A 24,997-nucleotide genomic window follows, 5' to 3' on the forward strand; every position below is an offset into this window, starting at 1 on the left:
GCTGGACGCGCTCAAGAGCTGCTTGGCTTGTTGACGTTGTATTGCACTTTGGCTTGTCAGGAGTGGACGCGCTCAAGAGCGGGCGGGTGCTCCGGCCGGCCGTGATAGTTGCGGCCCGGTGAGCCGCAGGAGCGGCCATCGCGGGCGCGGTGGTACCTGGCACGGTCTTACGCCGGCCTCCGCACCCGCCCGCCCCCGGCGCTCCGTGCTGATTGACGGTCTACACAACGTTCACCGGGGTGGAGGGAGCGGAGCGGAAGGGAGCGAGGACCGCAGCGAAGGCCCAGCGGAGCGGGCTTCGCGAGGACCGGAGGTTCCTTCCGGCGCAGTGACCGGCCCGCCCAAGGTCCATGACAGTGACGACCCGCCCAATGTCCATGACACTGACCGGCTCGCCCATGCTTCGCGACAGAGACAGGCCTGCCCATGGTCCATGGCACTGACCGGCCCGCCCAGGCTCAACTAGGAGCGGGGTGCGGGGGCGGTCGAGGCGCGGACGACCAGTTCGGGCTCGAACAGCAGCTCGTCCCCCGGCACCACGGCCGCGTCGATCTGGGCCACCAGCAGTTCGACGGCCGCCCTGCCCATCGCGTCGATGGGCTGGCGGACCGTGGTCAGCGGCGGGTCCACGCAGTTCATCAGCGCCGAGTCGTCATAGCCGATGACGGAGACGTCCTCGGGCACCGACAGCCCCGCGCGGCGGGCGGCCCTGATCGCGCCGAGGGCGAGCACGTCGCTGGCGCAGATGATGCCGGTCACGCCCCTGGCGACCATGCGTGTGGCGGCGGCGTGCCCGCCTTCCAGCGAGAACATCGTGTGCTCGACGTGGTCGGGGTCGAGTTCCAGTCCGTTGGCGGCCGCGTACGCCCGGAACGCGGCGAGCTTGCGCTGGGACGGCACGTGGTCGGGTGGGCCGAGCAGCATCGCGACCTGGCGGTGCCCGAGCGCCATGAGATGGGCGAGCGCGATCTCGGCCGCGGCGACGTCGTCGCACGACACCTGCGGGAACCCGAGATGCTCGACCGCCGCGTTGACGAGCACGGTCGGCAGCTTGCGTTCGAGGACCCTGCGGTAGTGACTGTGGGAGGCGTCCCCCTGGGCGTACAGGCCGCCGGCGAAGACCATGCCGGACACGTGCTGCTGGAGGAGCAGGTCCACGTAGTCGGACTCGGAGACGCCGCCCACGGTCCGGGTGCACAGCACGGACGTGAACCCCTGCTGGGCCAGCGCGCCCCCCACGACCTCGGCGAACGCCGGGAAGATCGGGTTCTGCAGCTCGGGGAGGACCAGGCCGACGAGCCGGCCGCGGTCGCCGCGCAACTGGGTGGGCCGCTCGTATCCCAGCACGTCGAGCGCGGTGAGCACGGCCTCTCTGGTGGCGTCGGAGACCCCCGGCTTGCCGTTGAGCACGCGACTCACCGTCGCCTCGCTCACGCCCACCTTCTTGGCCACTTCCGCAAGCCGTCGTGTCATGGACGCAACTATACGACAGCGAACGCAAACGCTTTCATCCGCTTGCGCATCCGGTCACGAACGGCACGTCAGACGCTGCCTCGCTCCACGGGGTGGGCCGGCGCCGATCGCGATCCGTGGGGCGCCGTCCCGTGCACTCCTCCGGGCGATGCGCGGAGCGTTCCAGACGGTCCGGGGCTGGGCTTACGTGATGTCGTAACCTGCATGTCATCTTGCGACTTCTCGTCGGAATATTGCAGAAGGTTGTTCGCCAACTTATCGTGTGGGCCACTCACCTTCTTCGGAGGTGTGGCGGTCCAGCGTCCACGCCGCATCTCCCGGGTCTCGCATGCAGAAAGGAACGTCATGAGAAGATCCGGAGCCGCCATCGCGGTGGCGGGGGCGCTGATCGCTGTGGGGAGCGTGGTGGCGTTCCCCGGCACGTCGTCGGCCGCGACCTCGCCGTCGCCCTTCTCCGTGCCGGGAAGAGGCGCGACCGTGCCGTTCACGGAGATCGAGGCCGAGGCCGCCGCGACCAACGGCGAGCAGATCGGCCCGGACCGCGTCTACACGCATCTGCCGTCCGAGGCGTCGGGCCGCCGAACCGTACGGCTCGACGCGCCGGGAGAGTACGTCGAGTTCACCCTGCCCAAGCCCGCCAACGCCATGACCGTGCGCTACAGCGTGCCGGACAACGCGGCCGGAACGGGCATCACGGCACCGGTGGACCTGCGGATCAACGGGACCAAGCTCAAGGACCTGCAGTTCACCTCCCGGTACGGCTGGTTCTACGGCGGCTACCCGTTCGGCAACACGCCCGGCGACAAGCCGCACCACTTCTACGACGAGACGCGGACGATGTTCGGATCCACCCTGGCGGCGGGCACCAAGGTCAGGATCCAGGTGGCCTCCACCTCGGTCGCGCCGTGGGTCGTCGTGGACCTCGCCGACTTCGAACTCGTGCCGGACGCGATCCCCCGGCCCGCCGGGTCGCTGTCGGTCGACGACTTCGGCGCCGACCGCAACGGCACGAGCGACTCCACCGCCGCCTTCCAGGCCGCCGTCGACGCCGGAAAGGCCCAGGGCAAGGAGGTCTACATCCCGGCCGGGACGTACACCCTGTGGGACCACGTGGTCGTGGACGGGGTCACGCTGCGCGGGGCCGGGCCCTGGTACAGCGTGCTCACCGGCCGCCATCCCACCCAGCGCAACCGGGCCGTCGGCGTCTACGGCAAGTACGTCAGCGGCGGCGGCTACACCGGCGGGATTCGGCCGCACGAGGCGGGCGGGCCGAGCCGCAACGTCACCCTGCGGGACTTCGCGATCATCGGCGACATCACAGAACGGGTGGACGACGACCAGGTCAACGCCCTCGGGGGCGCGATGACCAATTCGGTGGTCGACAACCTGTGGATCCAGCACACCAAGGTCGGGGCCTGGATGGACGGCCCGATGGACAACTTCACGTTGAAGAACAGCCGCATCCTCGACCAGACCGCCGACGGCGTGAACTTCCACACCGGCGTCACCAACTCCACGGTGACCAACACCTTCGTCCGCAACAGCGGTGACGACGGCCTGGCGATGTGGCCCGACCGGATGGCCAACGCGAACAACGCGTTCACGTTCAACACCGTGGTCGCGCCGGTCCTGGCCAACAACATCGTGACGTACGGCGGCCGGGACATAAAGATCACCGACAACGTGGTCAGCGACACACTCACCAACGGCGGCGGCATCCACGTCGCCAACCGCTATCCGGGAGTGAACTCCGGCCAGGGCACGGCGGTCGCCGGCACGATCACCGTCGCCCGCAACACCCTCATCCGGGCCGGCAACAGCGACTACAACTGGAACTTCGGCGTCGGCGCGATCTGGTTCGACGGCCTCAACGAGCCGATCAACGCGACGATCAACGTGACCGACACCGACATCATCGACAGTTCCTACGAGGCCATCCAGTTCATCGAGGGCAGCACCCAGACCGTCAACTTCTCGAACGTGAACATCGACGGCACCGGGACGTACATGATCCAGGCGCAGGCGGCGGCGAAGGCGAGCTTCACCAACGTCCGGGCGGCCCACATCGGCGCGGGCGTCGCGATCCACAACTGCGTCGGCACCGGATTCGCCCCCACGTACGGCACGGGCAACTCCGGCTGGAGCCTGAGCTCCACCGTCTGCACCGGCCAGTGGCCCGCGCCGAACTACATCTACGACGGCGGCGACCCCAGCCCGAGCCCCTCGCCGCCCGCCTCACCCTCCGTCTCCCCCTCCCCCTCGCCCAGTCCCACGGGGTGCGATCCCGGCAGCGGCGACCTCGCCCGGGGCAAGACGGTCACGGCGACGAGCAGCACCCAGACGTACGTCCCCGCCAACGTCGTGGACGGCGACGCCAACACCTACTGGGAGTCGGCCAACAACGCCTTCCCGCAGTCGATCACCGTGGACCTGTGCGCGGTGACCCCGGTCCAGCGGGTGGTGCTCAAGCTGCCGCCGAGCGCCGCCTGGGGCGCCCGCACCCAGACCCTTGCGGTCCTGGGCAGCGCGGACGGGACGAACTACACCACCTTGTCCCCCTCGGCAGGCCGTACGTTCGACCCGGCCACCGGGAACACGGCGAGCATCCCCTTCACGACCGCGAACGTCCGCTACGTCCGGGTGACGGTCACCGGCAACACCGGCTGGCCCGCAGGGCAGCTGTCGGCCTTCGAGGTGTACGGCACCGGCGCCACCCCCAGCCCGTCACCCAGCGTCTCCCCCAGCCCGCCGCCCACGGGGAACCTCGCCCGGGGCAAGACGGTCACGGCGACGAGCACCACCCAGACGTACGTCCCCGCCAACGTCGTGGACGGCGACGCCAACTCCTACTGGGAGTCGGCCGGCAACGCCTTCCCGCAGACCCTGACCGTGGACCTCGGCGCGTCCGTCACGGTGGGCAGGGTTGTGCTCAAGCTGCCGCCGAGCGCCGCCTGGGGCGCCCGCACCCAGACGCTTTCGGTCCTCGGCAGCACGGACGGCACGAATTACACCACGATCGCCGGACCCGCGGGCCACACCTTCGACCCGGCGACCGGCAACACCGTCACGGTCGCCGTGCCCGCCGCCGCCCGGCGCTACCTGCGGCTGAGCGTCACCGGTAACACCGGCTGGCCGGCCGCGCAGATCTCCGAGTTCGAGGCGTACGCCTCGTAACCCGGAACGGGACGCCCGGAGGAGGAGTGGACGCCTCCTCCTCCGGGCTCCCCCACACAGCATGACCCCCGGCAGGCCGTCAGGTGACGGGGACGCCGACGCGGCCGGTGGAGGAGCGGACCACCAGTTCCGGCTCGAACAACAGCTCGCCCGTCGCGACGGCGGCGCCCTCGATCTGGCTGACCAGCAGCTCCACCGCGGCCCGGCCCATCGCCTCGATCGGCTGACGCACCGTCGTCAGCGGCGGGTCCACGCACGTCATGAGCGCGGAGTCGTCGTATCCGACGACGGACACGTCGTGGGGCACGCGCCGACCGGCCCGCCGCGCCGCGCGGATGGCTCCGAGGGCCAGCGGGTCGCTGCCGCAGATGATCCCCGTGACGTCCTGCCGCACGAGCTTCAGCGCCGCCGCGTGGCCGCCCTCCAGCGAGTGCATCGTGTGCTCGACCAGCTCGCCGCCCGCCGCCCGGAACGCCTCCAGTTTCCGTATGGACGGCATGTGGTCGGCGGGACCGACGACCAGGCCTATTCGCTGGTGGCCGAGCGCGCGCAGGTGGCCCAGCGCCTGCTCCACCGCGATCGTGTCGTCACAGGAGACGCGGGGGAAGTCCCAGTGATCGGCTGCGGCGTTGACCAGCACCGTGGGCAGCCGCCGCTCCACCAGCCGCAGGTAGTGCTCGTGGACGACGCCGGTCTGCGTGTAGAGCCCCCCGGCGAAGACCACGCCGGACACCTGCTGTTGCAACAGCAGATCCACATAGTCGGCCTCCGAGATCCCGCCGACCGTACGCGTGCAGAGCACGGGGGTGAACCCCTGCTGTGCCAGCGCCCCGCCGACGACCTCGGCGAACGCCGGGAAGATCGGATTCTGCAGCTCGGGCAGGACGAGCCCGACCAGGCGGGCGCGCTCGCCGCGCAACTGCGTGGGCCGCTCGTACCCGAGCACGTCGAGAGCCGTCAGCACGGCCTCCCGGGTGGCCTCGGAGACCCCGGCCTTGCCGTTGAGGACGCGACTCACCGTGGCCTCGCTGACCCCGACCTTCTTCGCAACCTCCGCAAGCCGTCGCGTCATGGCGGCAAGCATACGACGCGGAGCGGACAGGCCAAGGATCTTCGACGACACGGTTGCAAGCGGGCTGAAAGCACCGTGAAAGAGGCCATTCCTAGTGTCTGACGCGTTACAGATCACTCAGGAAGGCATCATGAACATCCTCAGGAACAGCCTCGCCGTCGTCGCGGCGTCCGCCCTTCTCGGTCTGACCGCCGCCTGCAGCGGGAGCCAGACGGCCGTCTGCGAGGAGGCGACCAAGGCGTTCACCGACTACAGCGGCAAGGCCGCCGCCGCGGCCGGCGACATCAAGGGCATCAACGCCGCGACCAGTGACCTGGCCGCGCAGCTCAAGGACCTGTCCGGCAAGGCCGACGGCGACCTGAAGGTGGCGCTCACCGGCATGGCCGACTCGTGGGCGTCCTTCAAGATCGACCTGTCGGACCCGGCCGCCGCGACCAAGCTCGCCGAGTTCGGCCAGAAGGCCACCCAGGCGACCCAGCAGCTCGCCTCCGCCTGCTCCTGACCTCCGGCCCGCCTCGCCCGCCGGCGCGAAGCGCCGGGGGCGGGCGAGGCGGGCCGGCGTAAGACCGTGCCAGGTACCACCGCGCCCGCGATGGCCGCTCCCGCGGCTCACCGGACCGCCACTATCACGGCCGGCCGGAGCACCCGCCCGCCCGTGCGCGTGTCCGCCTGGTGGTGGGGCAAAGCCCGCCGCGGCGTCAGTACTCGAGCCCCCAGTCGTGGGTGCCGAGGAGGTAGGCGTCTCCCTTGGGCACCAGCCTGCCGCCCTCGGCCAGGCCGGCGAGGCACCGCCGTACGTCGTCCTCCGGGAGACCGGTCATCTCGGCGACCTCGGCGGACGTCGCGGGCCGTTCCTCCGTGTTCAGGGCGGCGACGGCCTCGTAGACCGTCATGTCCGCCGTCGTCATCTCCTGGACGTCTTCCAGGCTCTCCTCGTCAGGCACTTCGCTGTCTCGCCCCCTCACGCAGCCGCTCCGGATCGACCTGCCGGTCCGGGTAGCGTTCGAGGTACTCGCGTTCCAGTTCCTGCGTCCGCGAGGTGTGGCGCTCCAGCGCGTCATCCGACCCGTGGAAGAACGTCTCCGACCGGGTCTCGTGCAGGTGGCGCAACTCGCGGATCAGGTCCTCGTCGCCCAGGTCCCGCGGGTCGACTCCCATGGTCATGACGGTCCTCCCTCACACCTCTGTCGGCTTGTCCCAGCGTTCGTCAGGGTTCTTGTCGTCCGGCTCCGCGTTGGGCGGATCCGTGGCGGACGGCGTCCACTCGCCGGCGATATCCGGCTCATCCTCGGTATCGATGTATCGGTCGTCTTCCCTTCGCATGCCAGGTCTCCTGCCCGGTGGAGCGCCCGCCATTCCGGACCGGCCGCACCGCACCGCCCCCGAATGCCGTACGGCCCGCTCCATCCACGACGGAGACGGGCCCTACGGGTACGGGAGCTCTCAGGACAGGTCGAACTCCCCGCCCTTGACCCCTTCGACGAACGCCTCCCACTCGCCGGGGGTGAACATCAGCCGCGGCCCCTGCGGATCCTTCGAGTCGCGTACGGCGACGCCGTCACGCAGGCGCGCGACCTCCACGCACTGGTTGCCGACGGTGTTCGAGCGCGCCGCCTTACGCCAGACCGCGCAGGCCAGGTCGTCCGCCGGTACGAGTCCCCTCATCGTCCTGCCATCTCCTTCTCGACCGAAATGATCATTTCCATGGACTTCTCCGGGCCGAGCGCGGCGGCACGAAGATGATCGAAGACCTGGACGTATCCGCGGATCTCCGCCGGATCCTCCAGGTAGAGCTCGCCGCTCATGTTCTCCAGCAGCACCACGTCGGTGTCGCCGGGATCGGGGAAGGCCAGGATCGCCGTCGAGTTGCCCATGCCGAGGTAGGCGCCCGCGTCGAACGGCAGCACCTGGACGGTGACGTTCGGCTGGACGGCCATCTCCCGCAGCCTGCGCAACTGCTCGGCCATCACAGGCGGGCCGCCCACGGGCCGGCGCAGCGCCGCCTCGTCGAGGACCGCCCACAGCTCCAGCGGGGCGGGGCCGGTCAGGCGCCGCTGGCGCTCCATCCGGGCCGCCGCCCGCCGCTCGATCTCCGCCGGGTCCTTGACCAGGGCCGCACCGATGACCGCGCGGGCGTAGTCCTCGGTCTGCAGCAGCCCGGGGACCAGCAGCGGCTCGTAGTTGCGCACCGACGACGCCTCGGCCTCCAGCCCGACGTACGGCCCGGGCAGGACGTCGTCGTAGGCGCGCCACCACCCCCGCCGGGCGGCGTCCCTGGCCAGCGCGACCAGCGCCTCCCGTTCCGAGCCCTCGACGCCGTAGAGGTCGAGCAGGTCGCGGATGGTCCGGGCCTGCGGGCGGGTGTGACCGGCCTCGATCCGGTAGACGGTGGAGACCGCCATGCCGAGCCGTCGCGCGACCTCCTCGCGGACGAACCCGGCCTCACGCCGCAGACGCGTCAGCTCACCGGAAAGCCGACGGAGCCGGACCGTAGGGCCGCCAACTCCCCTCATGAACCGAACTCTCCCTTTCGCCGCAAAAGGAAACTATGCAATCGTGCATTCGCCATATTGCGTAGTCGTTTTGCAAAGTGCAGGATGAACGAAGTCTTACACGGACCTCGAATCGCCATCCGCAGACGGGTGCACAGGGAGTTATCACGGGATGACAATTCTCAACCTCTCGGGGAGAATCGCGATCTCACGCCCCTTCTCGGGAGACCCGTCCCAAGTGCGGGCCGCCCGGCGGTTCGTGGCGAGCCGTCTCGGCGACGGCCACCCCTGCCGCGACGACGCCGTGCAACTGATCGGCGAGCTGGTCGCCGAGTCCCTGCGGCATGCCGTCTCCTGCGGACGCCCGCCGGGGTACGGCGTGTCGGTCCTGGCCACATCCGCCGCGGTCCGCGTCACGCTGTCGACCCAGGGCTGCGGGTGCTGGACGTCTCCCGAGCTGACGCCGGGCCGCGGCGTCCACCTCGTGGACCTGTTCACGCGGCGGTGGGGGGTGTCGGCCAGCCGCACCGGGGTCTGCGTGTGGTTCGAACTCGGGCACGACGCCGCCGTGCCGCCGCCCAGGAGCGTGGAGAGCGAGAGCACGAGAACGGCCTGAACGCCGGTCCGCACCGCCACGGCCGAGACCGGTGAGAAGCAGAACGAATTTCTGGCCGGATCCGGGGTAGACGGGCGCCATATCTTGCGGAGAAGGGGACGATATGGCGCAAATAAGCACCGACATTCCCGCGCGGCTGGATCGGCTCCCCTGGGCCCGTTGGCACTGGCTCGTGCTCATCGGACTCGGCACCGTCTGGATCCTCGACGGGCTCGAGGTGACCATCGTGGGGGTCATCGGCCCCCGGATCACGGACCCGAGCAGCGGGCTGGGGCTCACCGACAGCGAGGTCGGGATCGCCGCCGGTGTGTACGTCGCGGGAGCCTGCCTCGGCGCTCTCTTCTTCGGCCACCTGACGGACCGGTTCGGGCGCAAGAAGCTCTTCCTGGTGACGCTCGCCCTCTACCTCGCCGCCACCGTGGCCACGGCCTTCTCGCACGACGCCTGGTACTTCTACCTGTGCCGGTTCTTCACCGGCGCCGGCATCGGAGGCGAGTACGCCGCGATCAACTCGGCGATCGACGAGCTCATCCCGGCCCGCGTGCGCGGCACGGTCGACCTGGTGGTGAACGGTTCCTACTGGCTGGGCACCGCGCTCGGCGCGCTCATCGCGATCCCGGCGCTGAACACGAGCCTGCTGCCGGCCGAGCTCGGCTGGCGCCTGCTGTTCGGCCTGGGCGCCGTCCTCGGCGTGGGCATCCTGCTGGTCCGCAAGACCGTGCCCGAAAGCCCGCGCTGGCTGTTCATCCACGGCCGCGGAGAAGAGGCCGAGGAGATCGTGCGGGACATCGAGACGAAGATCCGGGAGGAGAGCGGCAAGACGCTCGAACCCGCCCACGGGGAGATGCGGATCAACCAGCGGAGTCACACCCCGCTGTCGGAGGTGGCGGCCACGCTGCTGCGCCGCTATCCCAAGCGCACGACCGTCGGCCTGTCGCTGTTCATCGGCCAGGCGTTCCTCTACAACTCGATCTTCTTCACCTACGCGCTGGTGCTGTCGACGTTCTTCAAGGTGCCGGACGGCAGCACGCCGTGGTACCTCGTTCCGATCGCGATCGGGAACTTCCTCGGCCCGGTCCTGCTCGGCCGGTTCTTCGACACGATCGGGCGCCGGACGATGATCGCGGGCACCTACGTGCTGTCGGGCCTGCTCCTGCTGGGCACCGCCGCGCTGTTCAACGCGCACGTGCTGACCCCGGTGACCCTCACGGCCTGCTGGATGGTGGTGTTCTTCTTCGCCTCGGCGGGGGCGAGCAGCGCCTACCTGACGGTCTCGGAGATCTTCCCGATGGAGACCAGGGCCCTGGCGATCGCGCTGTTCTACGCCGTCGGAACCGGGCTCGGCGGCATCATCGGGCCCGTGCTGTTCGGCCGCCTGGTGGAGAGCGGGGTCGTCGGCAACGTCGTGGTCGGCTACGTCGTCGGCGCCCTCCTGATGATGGCGGCCGGGCTGGTGCAGTGGTTCATGGGCGTGGAGGCGGCCCGGCGCTCGCTGGAGGACATCGCCGCCCCGCTCAGCGCCGAGCAGCGCCAGATGGTCTGACCGGGCGTACCGGTACGGCTCGCACCTTCACTGTGCGAGCCGTACCTGGCCGGGTGTCTCACGGCTCTCCTGGGTATCAATCCCCTCAGATGCGCACATAAGGCGCATCCTCGTACATTCGGGGGAATCATGGCTGACGACGCTCAGAAGAAGAAGCCCGCGAAGTCCACCGGCAAGGCGAAGAGGACGGCCATCAAGGAAGCCCGCTCGGCGAAGCAGGCGAAGAAGGCCAACCGCCCCGCCGAGGGCGCGAGCGAGTGACGGCCGCACGGCCGGTGCCACCATGATCCGGGCCGGGCCCCCGTGGCCCGGCCCTCCTCCTTCACCCGGACCTTCTTCACCACCCGCCCCCGTATGCGACGCCTCCCTCCGTCCTGGATACTCGGAGGGCCGTAAAGCCGATCTCGCTTGTTCTGGAGGGCCACCCGTGAGGCTTGGAGTCGTCTTCGACCGCGACCTGCCGCCGGAGTCGCTTCCGTCGTTCGCCGGGGAACTCGACGGCACGGCGGTCTCGGACCTGTGGGTGGTGGAGGACCTCGGCTGGACGGGCGCGATCTCCTCGGCCGCCACCGCACTGGCCGCGACCTCGCGCCTGCGCGTCGGCATCGGCATCACCCCCGCGCCCCTGCGCAACCCGATGCTGCTGGCGATGGAGCTGGCCAACCTGGCCCGTCTCCACCCCGGGCGGCTGGCCGCGGGAATCGGGCACGGTGTGCAGGCGTGGATGCGTCAGGTGGGCGCCGCCGCCGCGTCGCCGCTGTCGCTGCTGGAGGAGACGATCACGTCCGTACGCGCGCTGCTGCGCGGTGAGACCGTCACCCTGCACGGACGCGAGGTGAGCCTGGACGGCGTCCGCCTCGTTCACCCGCCGGCCGAGCCGCCGCCCGTCCTCGCCGGGGTGGTGAGCCCGCGCTCGCTGGCCCTGTCGGGACGGGTGGCCCAGGGCACGATCCTCCCCGAGGGTCTCAGTCCGGAGCGGTTGCGGTCGATGATCGAGCGGATCGGCGCGACCGGCGATCATGAAGTGGTGGGGTTCGTCCACCTCTACGTCGGCGACGACGCACGCGAGGCCATGCGGCACGCGGCGGAGGAGCAGGCAGGGTTCCTGCAGGTGGCGCCGGAGGAGGTCGTCATGGCGGCGGGCTCGCCGGAGGAGGCGTCCACCCAGGTCAGGCGACTGTGGGAGGCGGGCGTGTCCACGGTCGCCGTCCGCCCGGTGGGCGCCGACCCGCTCTCCCACGTCCACAAGCTGCTGTCCGCCCTCTGACCCGCCGTACGGCGCCGAGGGCATGACATTTGTCCCGGGGAGAACCAGGATCGGCCCCACTACGCCGGGACGCGCACGATCGGGCAGAGTTGGGGCGTGGACACCCCGACCCTCCGATCCCCTCAGCACCGTGTGAGCCGTACCGCCATCTGGTATTGGACCGCGCGGGCCGCCCTCGGCTGGCTGGTCATCCTCGCGGCCCAGGTGGTCTGGCTCGTGGCCGCCAGCGACGGGAACGCCCTGCCCGTCACCGCCCATGTGGCCGGTCTCGCCGTCACCGCCGTCGTCGCGGTGGCGCACGTCACGGTCATGCCGCAGTGGCGTTATCGGGTGCACCGCTGGGAGGCGACGTCCGCGGCCGTCTTCACCCAGTCGGGCTGGTTCAAGCAGGAGTGGCGCATCGCTCCCGTCTCCCGCATCCAGACCGTGGACAGCGAGCGCGGCCCGCTGGAGCAGATCTTCCGCCTGGCCAACGTCACCGTCACCACCGCCTCCGCCGCCGGTCCGATCAAGGTCAGCGGCCTCGACCGAGACACGGCCCAGCGCCTCGTCGCCGAGCTCACCGCCACCGCGCAGGCGACGGCGGGTGACGCCACGTGATCGACGTCATCGAGACGACCTTGACCTGGCGGCGGCTGAGCCCGCGCATGCTGGTGATCCACCCGTTCCAGGAGGTCGTACGGGCCGCACCGGCGCTGCTCGGCCTGCTGGTCGCGGGGTCGAGCAGCGGCGGGCAGGGCCATCTGTGGAGCGTCGCGGGCGTCGCTCTCATGGTCGTGCTCGGCATGCTCCGCTGGTTCACCACGACCTACCGCATCACCCCCAAGCACGTGCAGGTCCGCCGCGGCCTGCTGACCCGCAAGGTGGTGACCGTGCCCCGCGACCGGGTCCGCACGGTGGACGTCACCTCCCACGTGCTGCACCGCGTGCTCGGCCTGGCCCGGGTGGAGGTGGGAACGGGCACGTCGGAGCGCAGGCACGAGGGCCGGCTCAAGCTGGACGCGCTGACCGCCGCCGAGGCCGCCCGCCTGCGCGTGGAACTGCTGCACCGCTCTCCCGCCACCCCTGCCGCCGCGTCCTCCACGGTGTCCGCCACGGTGTCCGCCACGGCCTCCCCCGTGGCGCCGCCCGCCGGAAGCACACCGGCCGCCGAGACCGAACTCGCGCGGATGCGTCCCGAGTGGGTGAGGTTCGGGCCGTTCACGATGTCCGGGCTCGTCACCGTGGGCGTCGTCGCCGGTTTCGTGTCCCGCCTGGTCTCGGAGGGCAACGTCGACCTCGGCAGGGTCGGGCCCGTCCAGGAGACCTGGCGGTGGTTCAGCGCGATGTCGCTCCCGCTGGAGATCGCGACGGTGGTGCTCGTGCTGGTGGTGTTCGTGAGCGTCGCCTCCACGCTCGGCTACGTCCTCGCCTTCGGCAACTTCCGGCTCACCCGGCACGCCGAGGGCACCCTCCACGTGACCCGGGGGCTGCTGACCACCCGGGCCACCACCATCGAGGAACGGCGGCTGCGCGGGGTCGAGGTCGGCGAGCCGCTGCTGCTGCGCGCCGTACGCGGGGCCCGCCTGTCCGCGGTGACGACCGGTCTGCGGTCGGCGCAGGGCGCCCAGCGCGGCGGGTCGTTGCTGCTGCCGCCCGCGCCGCGCGCCGACGCCGTGTCGGTGGCCCGGCTCGTGCTCCCCCGTGCCGCCCATGCCCCCGCCGCCTCCTCCGCCTCCGACCCCTCGCCGGTCACCGCGGACCTGACCGCGCACGGCCCTGCCGCGCTGCGCCGCAGGTTCACCCGGGCGTACGGCGTGCACGCGCTGGTGCTGGCCGCGCTGCTCGCGCTGTGGTGGTGGGCCGGACTGCCCTCGTGGACGTGGGTCACCGCCGCCGCCCTGCTGCCGCTGACGGCCCTGCTGGCCGCCGACCGCTACCGCTCGCTCGGCCACACTCTGACGTCGGGCTATCTGGTCACCCGCTGGGGCTCGCTCGCACGCCGCCGGGTGGCCCTGGAGTGCGACGGCGTGATCGGCTGGAACATCGAGCGGTCGTTCTTCCAGCGCCGGGCCCGCCTGGCGACGCTGACGGCGACCACGGCGGCGGGCAAGCAGGGCTACCAGGTGCGCGACGTGGACCTCGCCGAGGCGCTGCGCCTGGCCGCCGCAGGCACGCCCGGCCTGCTCGACCCGTTCCTCGTCGAGTCCGCGCCAACCCTGTCGCCTAATAGCATGTGATGCCCGATAAGCCCGGTTTTACCTGAGGAGTTGGATTGTCCCGCTACGGCCAGATGTTCGGCCCCGACATCACGTTCCTCGGCGTCGAGCGGTGCGACCTCGGCGACCCGGCCGGCTACGCGGACGCCGACATCGTCATCCTCGGCGCGCCGTTCGACGGCGGCACCTCCCACCGCCCGGGTGCGCGCTTCGGCCCGAACGCCATCCGCCAGACCTGCTACCTCCCCCACGACGGCTCCCGCCCGAGCCTCGCCCTGCGCGTGGACGCCCTCAAGGACCTGCGGGTGCTGGACGCGGGGGACGTGGAGACCTACGCCGGGGACATCGAGGGCAGCCTGCGTGCGATCGAGGACGCGGTCGCCAGGATCGCGGCCTCCGGGGCGATCCCCGTCGTCCTCGGCGGCGACCACACGATCGCCCTGCCCGACGCGACCGGCGTGGCCCGCCACCACGGCTTCGGCCGCGTCTCGATGATCCACTTCGACGCGCACGCCGACACCGGCGACATCGAGTTCGGCCACCTGCACGGCCACGGGCAGCCGATGCGGCGGCTCATCGAGTCGGGGGCCATCCGGGGCGACCGCTTCCTGCAGATCGGCCTGCGCGGCTACTGGCCCGGGCCGGAGATCCTCGACTGGATGGCCGGGAAGCACATGCGGTCGTACGAGATGACCGAGATCGTCGCCAGGGGCCTCGACGAGTGCCTCACCGAGGCGTACGCGATCGCGCTCGACGACTGCGACGGGGTCTACCTGTCGGTCGACGTGGACGTCTGCGACCCGGGCCACGCGCCCGGCACCGGCACGCCCGAGCCGGGCGGCCTGTCGGCCCGCCAGCTCCTCGACGCCGTACGCAGGACCTGTTACGAGCTGCCCGTCGTGGGTCTGGAGATCGTCGAGGTGGCCCCGCCGTACGACCACGCGGACATCACGGCGTATCTCGGCAACCGGGTCGTCCTGGAGGCGCTGTCGGCGATCGCCCGCCGCCGCAGGGACGCCGCCGACGGCACGCGCTGGGACCCCGCCCAGCCCCTCCTCGACGGCCGCTGATCCACACCGCCCAACCGCCTCGCGCGCGGTGCTGGGTGATCGCGCACCGCTCGACGTGACACGGCCGGTTCCCTCGCCTTCGCGCCGGGGAACCAGGGATCGACGCGTGAGGTGTCCTTGAGGTACAGGAACGTGCGTCGCGATCTCTCCACCGCCCGGCCCACTGCCGCCCGGGGTGGAGCTGGCCGTCTATCGCGTCGTCCAGGAGGCGCTGACCAACACGATCAAGCATGCGGCCGGTGCGGCGGCGTCCGTCACCATCGGCCACCGCGGCGACCGGCTGGAGATCGAGATCACCGATACCGGCGGCAGGCAGACGACCCGCGCCGGAGAGGGCCAGGGCCGGGGCTTGATCGGGCTGCGGGAGCGGCTCACCCTCTACGGCGGCACCCCGCAGGCCGGGCCGCGAGGCGACGGCGCCTACCAGATCAAGGCGCGGGTTCCGTGGACGACCACGTGAACGGCTCTATGCGCGTGGTGATCGCCGACGATCAAGCGCTGGTATGCAGCGGGTTCGGGATGATCCTCGCCGCCGACGACATCGAGGTGACGGCCGAGGCGGCCAACGGAGCGGAAGCCGTCGCCGCCGTCCGGCGTACTCGGCCCGACGTCGTGCTCATGGACATCCGGATGCCGCAGATGGACGGCCTCGAAGCCACCCGGCAGATCATGGCGGAAGGCGCGGACGAGACCCGCGTCCTCATTCTGACCACCTACGACCTCGACCACTACGTCTACGCCTCGCTCACCGCGGGGGCCAGCGGCTTCCTGCTCAAGGACGTCACGCCCGAGCATCTGGTGGCCGCGGTCCGTCTTGTGCGCGGGGGACGCCCTGCTCGCACCGGCGATCACCCGGCGGCTGGTCGAGCGGTTCGCCCGCCGCGACGAGGCCAAGGCGGCCGTACACCGGGATCCGTCGGAGCTGACACCCCGCGAGCTGGAGGTGCTGCGCCTGCTCGGGCTGAGCGACGCCGAGCTCGCCGATCGGCTGAGCCTCAGCCCGACGACGGTGAAGACTCATGTCGCGCGCATCCTGTCCAAGCTCGGCCTCAGGGACAGGGTTCAGGCGGTCGTGCTCGCCTACGAGACCGGCTTGGTCGCCCAGGCGCGCCCCCCGACCGGTCGTCGGGGAGTATGCCTGGGCGGTGGTAGCCGGTGGGGTAGGACCGGCCGGCACCGGACATTTCCGCACATCGGCGATCGGCGGTCTGGTAGGCATGGTCGGGTGACGCGATCGAGAACCGCCGCAGTCCTGGCCGTCGCCGCCGTGGTCCCGGCCCTCCTGACCGGCTGCGCGGCCGACGGCCACGTCACGGGCTCGGCGCGGGCGGCGGCGACGCGAGCCACGCCGGACATGCCATCCTCAGGCGATGCCGCGACGGCGACCGGAGCGACGACCCTGGCGATGCCGGGCACGCGGTCCCAGGCGGCCTCATCGGGCCGGGCGAACGCGGGCTCCCCCGGTCCGGCCGGCTCCGCCGACACGGGCGAGGGGGCACGGGCGAGCGGACCGGCGACCAGGGAGGCGTCGGAAGGAGCCGCCCGCCCGGTCCGGTCCCCCGCGAAGCCCGTGCGGGTGCCCGCCGGGGTGACGGCCGGGTACGCCGTGGTCGACGTGACCACGGGCAAGACGGTCGCGTCCCGCCAGGCGCACCACCGGTTCCGGTCGGCGTCGGTGGTGAAGATCCTCATCGCCGTCGACTACCTGGAGCGGCGCAAGGGGACGATCCCGGCCGGGGACCTGGCGCTCCTGACGCCCATGCTCCGCGGCAGCGACGACGACGCGGCGACGGCCCTGTGGCGGCGCGGCGGCCAGGGCGAGATCGTGCGGCGGATGGCGCGCAGGATCGGCCTGACCGAAACCTCCCCACCGCCCGCCGCCAAACCCGGTTTCTGGGGCTACACCGCCATCAGCGCGGCCGACATCGCGCTCGTCTACCGATATCTGCTGCGGCGGGCCGAGCCCCGCGTCCGCGACTTCGTCCTCGGCAACCTGCGCAAGGCGTCCCAGTGCGCCCGCGACGGCTTCGACCAGTTCTTCGGCATCCCCAGGGCCGTTCCCCGGCCCTGGGCGATCAAGCAGGGCTGGTCCGGGTATGGCGCGGTTCCTCCCGTCAGGTGCACCCGCGCGAGGGCGACGTCGTACCGTATCGGGGCGGTCACAATGGGCGGCAACCCGGTTGATTTCGGCCGTCCGGTGCTCCACACTACTGGCGTGATCGGCGACCGGCTGATCATGGTGGTGCTCACCCTGCAGCCCTCGGGGGCGTCCTTCACGCAGTCGGCCGAGCGGGTGACGAAGCTGGCGAGAGACCTCTATCTCAGCGTCGCCTAGCGGTCCGGTTCGTACGGGAAGGACCGTTCTGTTTAGAGGCGGGGCCGCCGGGCAGCGATCACGCGTGCTCTCCCTCCTCTCTGAAAGCTGGTCGGCGATGGGTTTCCCGTGGGGATTGCTCGGCCGGGACATGGCGGTCGATCTCGGCACGGCCAACACGCTCGTGTACGTGCGCAAGAAGGGCGTCGTACTCGACGAGCCCTCGGTGGTGGCGATCAACCTGCACACGGACAGGATCGTCGCGGTCGGGACCGCGGCGAAGGAGATGATCGGGCGGACCCCGCCCCACATCGCCACACTGCGCCCGCTCAAGGACGGCGTGATCGCCGACCTCGACGCGGCCGAGCGCATGCTGCGGCACTTCATCCAGGTGGCGCACAAGAACCGCTACCTGGCCAAGCCCCGGGTCGTCGTCGCCGTGCCGAGCGGCACCACGAGCGTCGAGCAGCGCGCGGTCAGGGAGGCGGCGTACGAGGCGGGCGCCCGCCGCGTCCACATCATCGAGGAGCCGATGGCCGCGGCGATCGGCGCGGGACTCAACGTGGGCGACACGACCGGCAACATGGTCGTGGACATCGGCGGCGGCACGACGGAGGTCGCGATCGTCTCGCTCGGCGGGGTGGTCGTGTCGAAGTCCGTGCGGGTCGGCGGCGACGAGCTCGACGAGGCGATCGTCAACTACGTCAAGAAGGAACACTCCCTGATGCTCGGCGAGCGCACGGCCGAGCACATCAAGATCAAGCTGGGCAGCGCGCGGCCGGGTGGCGACGACACCACACCGCTGCCGATCCGGGGCCGCGACCTGGTGACCGGCCTGCCGAAGACCGCGACGATCAACCGGGCGCAGGTCAGGGAGGCGATCGAGGACCAGGTCCAGACGATCGTCGACGCCGTGCAGAGCACGCTGGACCAGTGCCCGGCCGAGCTGGCGGGCGACCTGATCGACAACGGCATCGTGCTGACCGGCGGCGGCGCACTGCTCGACGGGCTGGCCGAACGGCTGGAGAAGGCCGTCGGCATGCCGATCCACCTCGTCGACCAGCCGCTCCAGTCGGTGGTGCTGGGCGCGGGCCGGTGCGTCGAGCGCTTCGACGACATGCAGGACGTGTTCCTCCCCGAAACGCGCAGATGAGGGCCGCCGGTCGCCGGGCGCCCGCGCTGCTGGCGCTCGTCTCCGCCGCGCTGATCGTCGCCGACACCGTCACCCCGCTCGGCCCGCTGCGTGCGTTCGGGGCGGCCGTGTACGGCGGGCTGGAGGACGCGGCGTCCGCCGGCGTCCGCTGGGTGTCGGGCGAGCGCCGCCTGGAGGAGCTCGAACGCGAGAACGCCCGGCTGCGCGCCGACCTGCTGGCCGCCCGCGGGACGACGCCCTCCCCCGCTCAGGCGGACGGTTACCGGGCCGTGCCGGCCCACGTCATCGGCTTCGGCCGGGACGGCACGGTCACCGTCGACACCGGCGCCGACGCCGGCGTTGCCCGCGACATGACCGTGTTCGACGGGAACGGGCTGGTCGGCCGGGTTCTGCGAGCCGGGCCCGGCACGGCGACGGTCCAGCTGGCCACGGCCTCCGGTGCCTCGATCGGCGCGCGGCTCGAGGGCTCGCGAGAGGTCGGCCTGGTGACCGGCGTCCCCGAGCGCGGGCTGCTGCGGCTGAGCCTGCTCAACCCCTCGGCCGAGGTGAAGCCCGGCGACCGGGTGGTGACGCTGGGCTCGCGCGACATGCGGCCGTACGTGCCGGACGTGCCGATCGGCACGGTGGTCACGGCCGAGCCCGCGCCGGACGCGCTGACCAGGACGGCGCTCGTGCGTCCCTTCGCCCGGTTCACCGCGCTCGACCTCGTCACCGTGGTGCTGGGACCGCAGCCGGACGGCACGGCGACGGACGCGTCCGCCGACGGGAGCACGGCGAAGGCCGGGGACGAGAACAGAAACGCGGACAGAGACGAGGACAGAGCCGCGGACAGAGACGAGGGCGGCTCGAAGAAGGCGAAGGGGGCCTGATGAAGGCGGTCGTCTTGTCCGTTCTCGTCGTCCTCGTCGCACCGGTGCTCCAGGTCGCCGTGGTGAACGGCCTGTCGCTGCCCGGCGGCGGGCCCGACGTCGTGCTGGTCGGCGTCATCGCGCTCGCGCCGCATCTGCGACCCCGAGCGGGGGCGTTCCTGGGGTTCGCCGCGGGCCTGGCCGCCGACATCGCGCCGCCCGCCGACCACACCATAGGGCGGCTCGCCCTGGTCCTGTGCCTGGCCGGGTGGGCGTGCGCGCGGGTCACCGCGGACGGCACGGCCGGGCGACGCGCCGCCGTCGCCGCCGCCGTGGCCCTGGGTGCGACGCTCGCCGGGGGCGTGCTCGCGGCCCTGCTCGACGGCACCCCGTGGGGCACGGCCCTCGCGCCCGGCGCCGTCGCCTGGACCGTCGGCCTGGCCGCGCTCGTGGCGGCGGCGCTCGCCCTGCTGCCCCGCCGCCGGTCGTTCGGGCGGGTGCCGAGATCGCGGGACAGGTCCCGCGATCCGTACGGCCGGGGGAGGCGGCTTGCGTAGGACCGCCCGGCAGCGCCCTCTCCATCGGGGTCGTCACCGGCCCCAGGGCCGTCTCACGCTCGTGTTCGTCGTGGTCACCGCGCTCATGCTGACCCTGCTCGGCCGCCTGTGGTACCTGCAGATCGTCACCGGTCCGTCGTACGTCAGGGCGGCCACGGAGTCGCGGGTGCGCTCGGTCGTCCTGCCGCCGGTGCGGGGGCAGATCCTCGACACGCACGGCCGGCCGCTAGTGGCCAACGAGACCAAACCCCAGGTGTCGGTGGACTACATGGCCCTCATCCACCAACCCGACGGCGGGAAGGACGTGCTGACCCGGCTCGCCCGGGCCCTGGGCCGGCCCTACCAGGAGATCGCCGACCGTGCGCGGCTGTGCGCCGCGGACGTGCCCCGGCCGTGCTGGCCCGGCTCGCCCTACCAGCCGATCGTCGTCGCGGACGACGTGAGCGTGCGCACGGCGCTGTGGATCGCGGAGCGGCAGGACGAGTTCCCCGGCGTCAGCACCGCGTTGCGGCCGGTCAGGACCTACCCGCTCGGTTCGGCCGCGGCGCACGTGCTCGGCTACCTGCAGCCGCCCTCCCCCGACGATCCCGAGGGAGGCCCGGAGCTGGTCGGCCGTGACGGCCTCGAAGCGCAGTACGACCGCGAGCTGGCCGGGCGCACCGGGATCAGGCAGGTGGCGGTGGACAGCACGGGCAAGGTCACCGGCCTGATCCGCGAGGAGGCCGCCGTGGCCGGGGAGACGCTGGTGACCAGCATCGACGCGCGGATCCAGGAGGTGGCCGAGCGGGCGCTGGCCCGGGCCGTGACCGCCGCGCGCAAGCGGGGCGAGCCCGCCGACAGCGGCGCGGCGGTGGTGCTGGAGGCGAAGACCGGGCGGGTGACGGCGATCGCCGACTATCCCACCTACGACCCCAGCGTGTGGACCGGGGGCATCTCCCAGCACGACTACGAGGACCTGCCGCTGGTCAGCGCCGCCGTGCAAGGGCAGTGGCCCCCGGGCTCGACGTGGAAGGTGACCTCGACGGCCGCGGCGGCGAAGGCGGGCTACTCACTGCGGTCCTCCTACGACTGCCCCGGCGGCTACAGGATCGGCGGCCGGGTGTTCCACAACTTCGAGAGCGCCGAGCTGGGCCGGATGGACATGCGCCGGGCCCTGGTGGTGTCGTGCGACACGATCTTCTACCGCTTCGCGGAGAAGATGTGGCAGCGCGACGGCGGGCTCAAGCCGGTCAAACACCCCAAGGACCCGATGCAGGCGATGGCCAGGGAGTTCGGGTTCGGCACGCCCACCGGCGTCGACCTGCCACACGAGGCTTCGGGAAGGGTGCCCGACCGCGCCTGGAAGAAGGCCAACTGGGAGCGGACCAAGGCGGATTCCTGCCGACGTGCCAAGGCCGGCTATCCGGAGCTGTCCGACCGCAAGCGGGCGGCCTACCTCAAGGCGCTCGCGACCGACAACTGCCGCTCCGGCGGGGTCTGGTGGGCCGGCGACGCGGCCAACTTCTCCATCGGCCAGGGTGACGTGCTGGTGACGCCGCTCCAGCTCGCCCGCGGATACGCGGCGCTCGCCAACGGCGGCACGGTCTTCAGCCCCAGGATCGGCAAGCAGGTCGTGCGCCCCGACGGCACCGTGGTCCGCACGATCACCCCGCCCGTCGCGGGCAAGATCGACGCCTCGCGCAAGACGTTGCGGTTCATCCGCGACTCGCTCGCCGGCGTGCCGCGCTCCGGCACGGCCGCGGGCGCGTTCGAGGGCTACTCGTTCACGCGTCTGCCGGTCGCCGGGAAGACCGGCACCGCCGAGGCGTACGGCAGGCAGGACACCTCGTGGTTCGCCTCCTTCGGCCCGGTGAAGAAGCCGAAGTACGTCGTGGTGGTCGTCGTCTCGCAGGGCGGCACGGGCGGGACCACGGCGGCCCCCGCCGCCCGGGAGATCTGGGAGGGCATCGCCGCCCTCACTCACGACAAGAAGAAGGACAAGAGGAAGCGATGACGACGCTCGGTCCCCTGTCCGTACGGCTGCCGGCGAGCCGGACGACCAGGCGCAGGGCGTGGGCGCGCCTCGCCTTCTTCCCCGCTTGGGGGCTGGTGCTGCCCGCGGCCGCGTTGTCGGCGATCGGGCTGCTGCTCGTGTGGTCGGCCACCCGCAACGAGCCGGGCTCGACGCTGCCGCAGCGGCAAGCGCTCAGCGTGGGCATCGGATTCGCGCTCATGTGGGCCGTCTCGCGGATCGACCTGCGGGTGCTGCGGGCCTACGTCCCGGTGCTGTACCTGCTCGGGCTGGCCGGGCTGGTCGCCGTGCTGACCCCGCTGGGCCGTACGATCAACGGCTCGCACGCGTGGATCGTGCTCGGCGACGGGCTGCAGTTCCAGCCGTCCGAGTTCGCCAAGGCGGCCACGGTGCTCGCGCTCGCGACGGCCCTCGGCGAGCGGCGGGACGGCGAGCGCAGGCCTGGCGCCGGGGCCGTGCTGCTCGCCCTCGGCCTCGCCGCGCTGCCGGTCGGCCTCATCGCGCTGCAGCCCGACTACGGCACCGCGCTCGTCTTCCTGGTGCTGACCACCGGGATGATCGCGGTGTCCGGCGCGCCCAAGAGGTGGTTCGCGGCGTTCGCCGCCGCCGGGGCCGCCGGGCTGCTCCTGGTGTGGCGGCTCGACCTCATCCGGCCCTACCAGCTCCAGCGCCTGATGGTGCTGGCCGACCCGGACGCCGATCCGATGGGAGTCGGCTACAACGCCACGCAGGCCAGGATCGCGATCGGCTCCGGGGGCCTGCTCGGCAAGGGCCTGTTCCACGGCGAGCAGACGGCGGGCCATTTCGTGCCCGAGCAGCACACCGACTTCATCTTCACGGTCGCGGGCGAGGAGCTCGGCTTCCTCGGCGCCGCCTGCGTGATCCTGCTGATGCTCGCCCTGCTGTGGCGCGGCCTGTGGATCGCGGCCAAGAGCCCCTCGCCGTTCGGCACGGTCGTGGCCGGCGGGGTGGTGTGCTGGCTGGCGTTCCAGACGTTCGTGAACGTGGGAATGACCATGGGCCTGCTGCCGGTCGCGGGGCTGCCGCTGCCGTTCGTGTCCTACGGCGGGTCGGCCACGATCTCCAGTCTGGCGGCCGTGGGGCTGCTGGCCGCCGTGAACCGGCGTACGCGCACGCCCGCATAAGGCAGGCTTTGAGGAATGCGCAGCAAGCTCGGCGGACGGGTGGCCCAGGCGGCGGAGATCGCCCTGGCCACCCGCAAGTACGTGACCCCGATCGACGTCCTCACCGGCCTGCGGTGGCTGCACGACCGCCACGTGGAGACCTGGCGGCAGGGCCGCGCCGACAGCCTGGAACGGCTGGCCGCCGTGGACGCCGGCCGGATGGCCGAGGCCCTGTCGCATCTGCGCGCGTGGGCCGTGTCCCGCGACCTGGTGGAGAGCGAGACGGCGTACACGGCGGGCACCCGCGACCGGCGGCCGCTGCGCTTCACCGCCGCGGGCGACGAGGATCTGGAGCGGGCCTTCCGCGTCCACTGGCTGTCGCCCGACCTGAGCGAGGCGCGGCGGCGGCAGATCACCGAACGGCACAGCAAGGCCCCCGACCTGGTGGCCGTGGCGCCGCTGGACGCGTGGACCTGCGCCGGGTGCGGGGACACCGGCCCCTATCTGATCACGGAGGACGACCGGCCGCACTGCCTGACCTGCGCCGACATGGACCACCTGTGCTTCCTGCCCGCCGGGAACGCGGCGCTGAGCCGCCGCGCCAAGAAGGAGAGCGGCCTGTCGGCGGTGGTGGTCCGCTTCAACCGGCGGCGCAAGCGATACGAGCGGCTGGGCGTCCTGGTCGAGGAGGAGGCGCTGACGCGGGCCGAGGAGCAGTGCCTGGCCGACGAGGAGGCGCGGCTGCGCCGCCGCGAACGCGACCGCGAGCGCCGCGCCGGCGAGGACGCCGAGTTCCAGGCGAGGATGGCGGCGGAGATCCGCCGCCTGTTCCCCCGCTGTCCTGCCGAGCGGGCCGAGGCCATCGCCGCGCACGCGGCCGTACGCGGCAGCGGGCGGGTGGGCCGCACCGCCGCCGCCCGCGTGCTGGACGAGAACGCCATCACGCTCGCCGTGATCGCGAGCGTGCGCCATCTGGACACCGACTACGACGAACTGCTGATGGCCGGGACGCCGCGGATGACGGCCCGCGAGCGGATCCGCCCCCGAGTCGAGGAGGTCCTGACGGCCTGGCGCGCGTGAGCGCTTTCAGCGGCCCCTTCAGCGGACGCGGCCGACCATCTGGGCGTACATGCGCCCGGGGCTGGGGACCGACGACGGGTTGAGGAAGCCGGGCAGCGGGGGCAGGTCGACCGCGAACGGCTGCAGCCGTTCGAACAGCGTGTGCGCGTCGGACGGCCGGTTGTCCGGCTCCTTCTCCAGCAGTTCGGCGATCAGGCGGTCCAGCTCGGCGGGGACCCCCGGAACCCGGGGCGGCCGTTCCTTCACCTGCTTGTCGAACACGGCGTACTCCGTGGGCCCGGTGAACAGCTGGTTGCCGGTCAGCATCTCGTGCAGCACGCAGCCGAGGGAGTACAGGTCGCTCTTCGGCCCGGCGACGCCCCGCTGGATCTGCTCGGGGGACATGTACGCCGGGGTGCCGAGGATCTGGCCGATCCGGGTGAATTGGGCGACATCCGCCTCACGCAGCATGGCGAGCCCGAAGTCGAGCAGCTTCACGCTGCCGTCCGGGCAGAGCATGAGGTTGGTCGGCTTGAGGTCCCGGTGGCAGATCGACAGCTCGTGGGCGGCGGTCAGCACGGCGCACGCCTGGGCGGCGATGGCCGCGGCCCACGGCACCGGCAGCGGGCCGTGCTCGCTCAGCAGGTCGGCGACCGTCACACCCTCGATGAACTGCATGACCTGGAAGAGCCGCTGCTCGTAGGTGCCGAAGTCGTACAGGACGGGCGCGCCCGGATGGTCGAGCTTCGCGAGGATCCGCGCCTCGCGGATGAACCGGCGCTGCAACTCCTCGTCCGGGCCGTCGGGCAGCCGCAGGAACTTCACCGCCACCTTGCGGTCGAGCCGCCGGTCGTGCCCGCCGTACACGGCGCCCATGCCGCCCTGCCCCAGGGGGAGGTCGTCCAGCTCATACCGGTCGCCGATGACCATGCGCCCCTCCCGTCGGCCTATCGGGGAAAAAGCTACCGGATTCGTCCGCGATGCTCGGGCTCAGCGGCCGGGTGGACAGGACTCTCTCAGCTGGGA

At 71.8% G+C, this 24,997-nt stretch carries 24 protein-coding genes and 1 pseudogene; 17 read left to right on the forward strand and 8 right to left on the reverse strand.

What is annotated here, in order from left to right; all coding sequences use genetic code 11:
* Positions 1-462: 462 nt before the first annotated feature.
* Entirely contained in the window at positions 463-1,473 is a 1,011-nt protein-coding gene (locus IL992_RS36145; RefSeq protein WP_079319737.1) for a LacI family DNA-binding transcriptional regulator, read from the reverse strand.
* Positions 1,474-1,818: 345 nt separating this feature from the next.
* On the opposite strand from IL992_RS36145, the gene IL992_RS36150 reads away from it, so the two are divergent.
* Positions 1,819-4,647 (forward strand): discoidin domain-containing protein, encoded by a 2,829-nt coding sequence (locus IL992_RS36150; protein ID WP_193207810.1) that lies wholly within the window; start codon positions 1,819-1,821, stop codon positions 4,645-4,647.
* Between the two features lie 79 nt (positions 4,648-4,726).
* Here the strand turns inward: IL992_RS36150 and IL992_RS36155 are convergent, their stop codons facing one another.
* A complete protein-coding gene (locus tag IL992_RS36155; RefSeq protein WP_193207811.1) occupies positions 4,727-5,719 on the reverse strand; it encodes a LacI family DNA-binding transcriptional regulator in 993 nt (330 codons plus the stop codon).
* A gap of 130 nt (positions 5,720-5,849) precedes the next feature.
* Here IL992_RS36155 and IL992_RS36160 point away from each other — a divergent pair, with 130 nt between their 5' ends.
* Positions 5,850-6,221: a hypothetical protein gene (locus tag IL992_RS36160; RefSeq protein WP_193207812.1), complete on the forward strand. Its 372-nt coding sequence runs from the start codon at positions 5,850-5,852 to the stop codon at positions 6,219-6,221.
* A 196-nt stretch (positions 6,222-6,417) separates the two neighbouring features.
* Here the strand turns inward: IL992_RS36160 and IL992_RS36165 are convergent, their stop codons facing one another.
* From IL992_RS36165 to IL992_RS36185, 5 genes are all read right to left on the reverse strand, one after another.
* Complete coding sequence (locus IL992_RS36165) at positions 6,418-6,663, reverse strand: helix-turn-helix domain-containing protein (protein WP_193207813.1); 246 nt, start codon at positions 6,661-6,663, stop codon at positions 6,418-6,420.
* Positions 6,656-6,883, reverse strand: a complete 228-nt coding sequence (locus tag IL992_RS36170) for a DUF6158 family protein (RefSeq protein WP_193207814.1) — start codon at positions 6,881-6,883, stop codon at positions 6,656-6,658. Before IL992_RS36170 ends, IL992_RS36165 begins: the two co-directional genes overlap by 8 nt.
* Positions 6,884-6,895: 12 nt before the next feature.
* The gene (locus tag IL992_RS36175; RefSeq protein ID WP_159454895.1) at positions 6,896-7,042 is read right to left on the reverse strand and encodes a hypothetical protein; all 147 of its coding nucleotides are present in this window, start codon (positions 7,040-7,042) and stop codon (positions 6,896-6,898) included.
* A gap of 120 nt (positions 7,043-7,162) precedes the next feature.
* The gene (locus IL992_RS36180) at positions 7,163-7,384 is read right to left on the reverse strand and encodes a DUF397 domain-containing protein (protein WP_193207815.1); all 222 of its coding nucleotides are present in this window, start codon (positions 7,382-7,384) and stop codon (positions 7,163-7,165) included.
* On the reverse strand, positions 7,381-8,232 hold the full coding sequence (locus tag IL992_RS36185) for a helix-turn-helix domain-containing protein (protein WP_193207816.1): 852 nt from the start codon (positions 8,230-8,232) through the stop codon (positions 7,381-7,383). Before IL992_RS36185 ends, IL992_RS36180 begins: the two co-directional genes overlap by 4 nt.
* A gap of 151 nt (positions 8,233-8,383) precedes the next feature.
* Here IL992_RS36185 and IL992_RS36190 point away from each other — a divergent pair, with 151 nt between their 5' ends.
* The 15 genes and pseudogenes from IL992_RS36190 to IL992_RS36260 all read left to right on the forward strand — a co-directional run bounded on the left by IL992_RS36190 (position 8,384) and on the right by IL992_RS36260 (position 23,992).
* Positions 8,384-8,827 carry an ATP-binding protein gene (locus IL992_RS36190; protein WP_193207817.1) on the forward strand — a complete coding sequence of 148 codons (444 nt, stop codon included), beginning with the start codon at positions 8,384-8,386 and terminating at the stop codon, positions 8,825-8,827.
* A gap of 103 nt (positions 8,828-8,930) precedes the next feature.
* Positions 8,931-10,370, forward strand: coding sequence for an MFS transporter (locus IL992_RS36195; RefSeq protein WP_193207818.1), 1,440 nt, complete (start codon positions 8,931-8,933; stop codon positions 10,368-10,370).
* A gap of 129 nt (positions 10,371-10,499) precedes the next feature.
* A complete protein-coding gene (locus tag IL992_RS47970) occupies positions 10,500-10,631 on the forward strand; it encodes a hypothetical protein (protein WP_256863183.1) in 132 nt (43 codons plus the stop codon).
* Between the two features lie 166 nt (positions 10,632-10,797).
* A complete protein-coding gene (locus IL992_RS36200; protein ID WP_319019051.1) occupies positions 10,798-11,637 on the forward strand; it encodes an LLM class flavin-dependent oxidoreductase in 840 nt (279 codons plus the stop codon).
* A gap of 132 nt (positions 11,638-11,769) precedes the next feature.
* Entirely contained in the window at positions 11,770-12,237 is a 468-nt protein-coding gene (locus tag IL992_RS36205; RefSeq protein WP_319019052.1) for a PH domain-containing protein, read from the forward strand.
* A complete protein-coding gene (locus IL992_RS36210; RefSeq protein WP_319019053.1) occupies positions 12,234-13,856 on the forward strand; it encodes a PH domain-containing protein in 1,623 nt (540 codons plus the stop codon). Before IL992_RS36205 ends, IL992_RS36210 begins: the two co-directional genes overlap by 4 nt.
* Before the next feature lie 35 nt (positions 13,857-13,891).
* The gene (gene speB / locus IL992_RS36215; RefSeq protein ID WP_193207820.1) at positions 13,892-14,905 is read left to right on the forward strand and encodes an agmatinase; all 1,014 of its coding nucleotides are present in this window, start codon (positions 13,892-13,894) and stop codon (positions 14,903-14,905) included.
* A 175-nt stretch (positions 14,906-15,080) separates the two neighbouring features.
* The gene (locus tag IL992_RS36220) at positions 15,081-15,365 is read left to right on the forward strand and encodes an ATP-binding protein (RefSeq protein WP_193207821.1); all 285 of its coding nucleotides are present in this window, start codon (positions 15,081-15,083) and stop codon (positions 15,363-15,365) included.
* Positions 15,366-15,373: 8 nt separating this feature from the next.
* Positions 15,374-16,004, forward strand: a pseudogene (locus tag IL992_RS36225) (response regulator); the annotation flags it as partial.
* Between the two features lie 1,333 nt (positions 16,005-17,337).
* Positions 17,338-18,372, forward strand: coding sequence for a rod shape-determining protein (mreB, locus tag IL992_RS36235; RefSeq protein WP_226874401.1), 1,035 nt, complete (start codon positions 17,338-17,340; stop codon positions 18,370-18,372).
* Entirely contained in the window at positions 18,369-19,241 is an 873-nt protein-coding gene (mreC, locus tag IL992_RS36240) for a rod shape-determining protein MreC (RefSeq protein ID WP_193207822.1), read from the forward strand. The genes mreB and mreC overlap by 4 nt, the downstream gene beginning before the upstream one ends.
* Entirely contained in the window at positions 19,241-19,777 is a 537-nt protein-coding gene (gene mreD, locus IL992_RS36245; RefSeq protein WP_193207823.1) for a rod shape-determining protein MreD, read from the forward strand. Before mreC ends, mreD begins: the two co-directional genes overlap by 1 nt.
* Entirely contained in the window at positions 19,770-21,770 is a 2,001-nt protein-coding gene (gene mrdA / locus IL992_RS36250) for a penicillin-binding protein 2 (RefSeq protein ID WP_226874403.1), read from the forward strand. The genes mreD and mrdA overlap by 8 nt, the downstream gene beginning before the upstream one ends.
* Positions 21,767-22,933, forward strand: a complete 1,167-nt coding sequence (gene rodA, locus IL992_RS36255) for a rod shape-determining protein RodA (protein WP_193207824.1) — start codon at positions 21,767-21,769, stop codon at positions 22,931-22,933. Before mrdA ends, rodA begins: the two co-directional genes overlap by 4 nt.
* Before the next feature lie 15 nt (positions 22,934-22,948).
* A complete protein-coding gene (locus tag IL992_RS36260) occupies positions 22,949-23,992 on the forward strand; it encodes a DUF2293 domain-containing protein (RefSeq protein WP_193207825.1) in 1,044 nt (347 codons plus the stop codon).
* A gap of 18 nt (positions 23,993-24,010) precedes the next feature.
* On the opposite strand, the gene IL992_RS36265 is transcribed toward IL992_RS36260, so the two are convergent.
* Entirely contained in the window at positions 24,011-24,901 is an 891-nt protein-coding gene (locus IL992_RS36265) for a serine/threonine-protein kinase (protein ID WP_193207826.1), read from the reverse strand.
* Positions 24,902-24,997: the final 96 nt, after the last annotated feature.

This window comes from Microbispora sitophila (assembly GCF_014892245.1).
GTDB lineage: Bacteria > Actinomycetota > Actinomycetes > Streptosporangiales > Streptosporangiaceae > Microbispora > Microbispora siamensis.

Coding starts and splice junctions, on each gene's coding strand:
- IL992_RS36145 (WP_079319737.1), bottom strand. CDS start 1,473: ATGACACGACGGCTTGCGGAAGTGGCCAAGAAGGTGGGCGTGAGCGAG.
- IL992_RS36150 (WP_193207810.1), top strand. CDS start 1,819: ATGAGAAGATCCGGAGCCGCCATCGCGGTGGCGGGGGCGCTGATCGCT.
- IL992_RS36155 (WP_193207811.1), bottom strand. CDS start 5,719: ATGACGCGACGGCTTGCGGAGGTTGCGAAGAAGGTCGGGGTCAGCGAG.
- IL992_RS36160 (WP_193207812.1), top strand. CDS start 5,850: ATGAACATCCTCAGGAACAGCCTCGCCGTCGTCGCGGCGTCCGCCCTT.
- IL992_RS36170 (WP_193207814.1), bottom strand. CDS start 6,883: ATGACCATGGGAGTCGACCCGCGGGACCTGGGCGACGAGGACCTGATC.
- IL992_RS36175 (WP_159454895.1), bottom strand. CDS start 7,042: ATGCGAAGGGAAGACGACCGATACATCGATACCGAGGATGAGCCGGAT.
- IL992_RS36180 (WP_193207815.1), bottom strand. CDS start 7,384: ATGAGGGGACTCGTACCGGCGGACGACCTGGCCTGCGCGGTCTGGCGT.
- IL992_RS36185 (WP_193207816.1), bottom strand. CDS start 8,232: ATGAGGGGAGTTGGCGGCCCTACGGTCCGGCTCCGTCGGCTTTCCGGT.
- IL992_RS36190 (WP_193207817.1), top strand. CDS start 8,384: ATGACAATTCTCAACCTCTCGGGGAGAATCGCGATCTCACGCCCCTTC.
- IL992_RS36195 (WP_193207818.1), top strand. CDS start 8,931: ATGGCGCAAATAAGCACCGACATTCCCGCGCGGCTGGATCGGCTCCCC.
- IL992_RS47970 (WP_256863183.1), top strand. CDS start 10,500: ATGGCTGACGACGCTCAGAAGAAGAAGCCCGCGAAGTCCACCGGCAAG.
- mreB (WP_226874401.1), top strand. CDS start 17,338: ATGGGTTTCCCGTGGGGATTGCTCGGCCGGGACATGGCGGTCGATCTC.
- mreC (WP_193207822.1), top strand. CDS start 18,369: ATGAGGGCCGCCGGTCGCCGGGCGCCCGCGCTGCTGGCGCTCGTCTCC.
- mreD (WP_193207823.1), top strand. CDS start 19,241: ATGAAGGCGGTCGTCTTGTCCGTTCTCGTCGTCCTCGTCGCACCGGTG.
- rodA (WP_193207824.1), top strand. CDS start 21,767: ATGACGACGCTCGGTCCCCTGTCCGTACGGCTGCCGGCGAGCCGGACG.
- IL992_RS36260 (WP_193207825.1), top strand. CDS start 22,949: ATGCGCAGCAAGCTCGGCGGACGGGTGGCCCAGGCGGCGGAGATCGCC.
- IL992_RS36265 (WP_193207826.1), bottom strand. CDS start 24,901: ATGGTCATCGGCGACCGGTATGAGCTGGACGACCTCCCCCTGGGGCAG.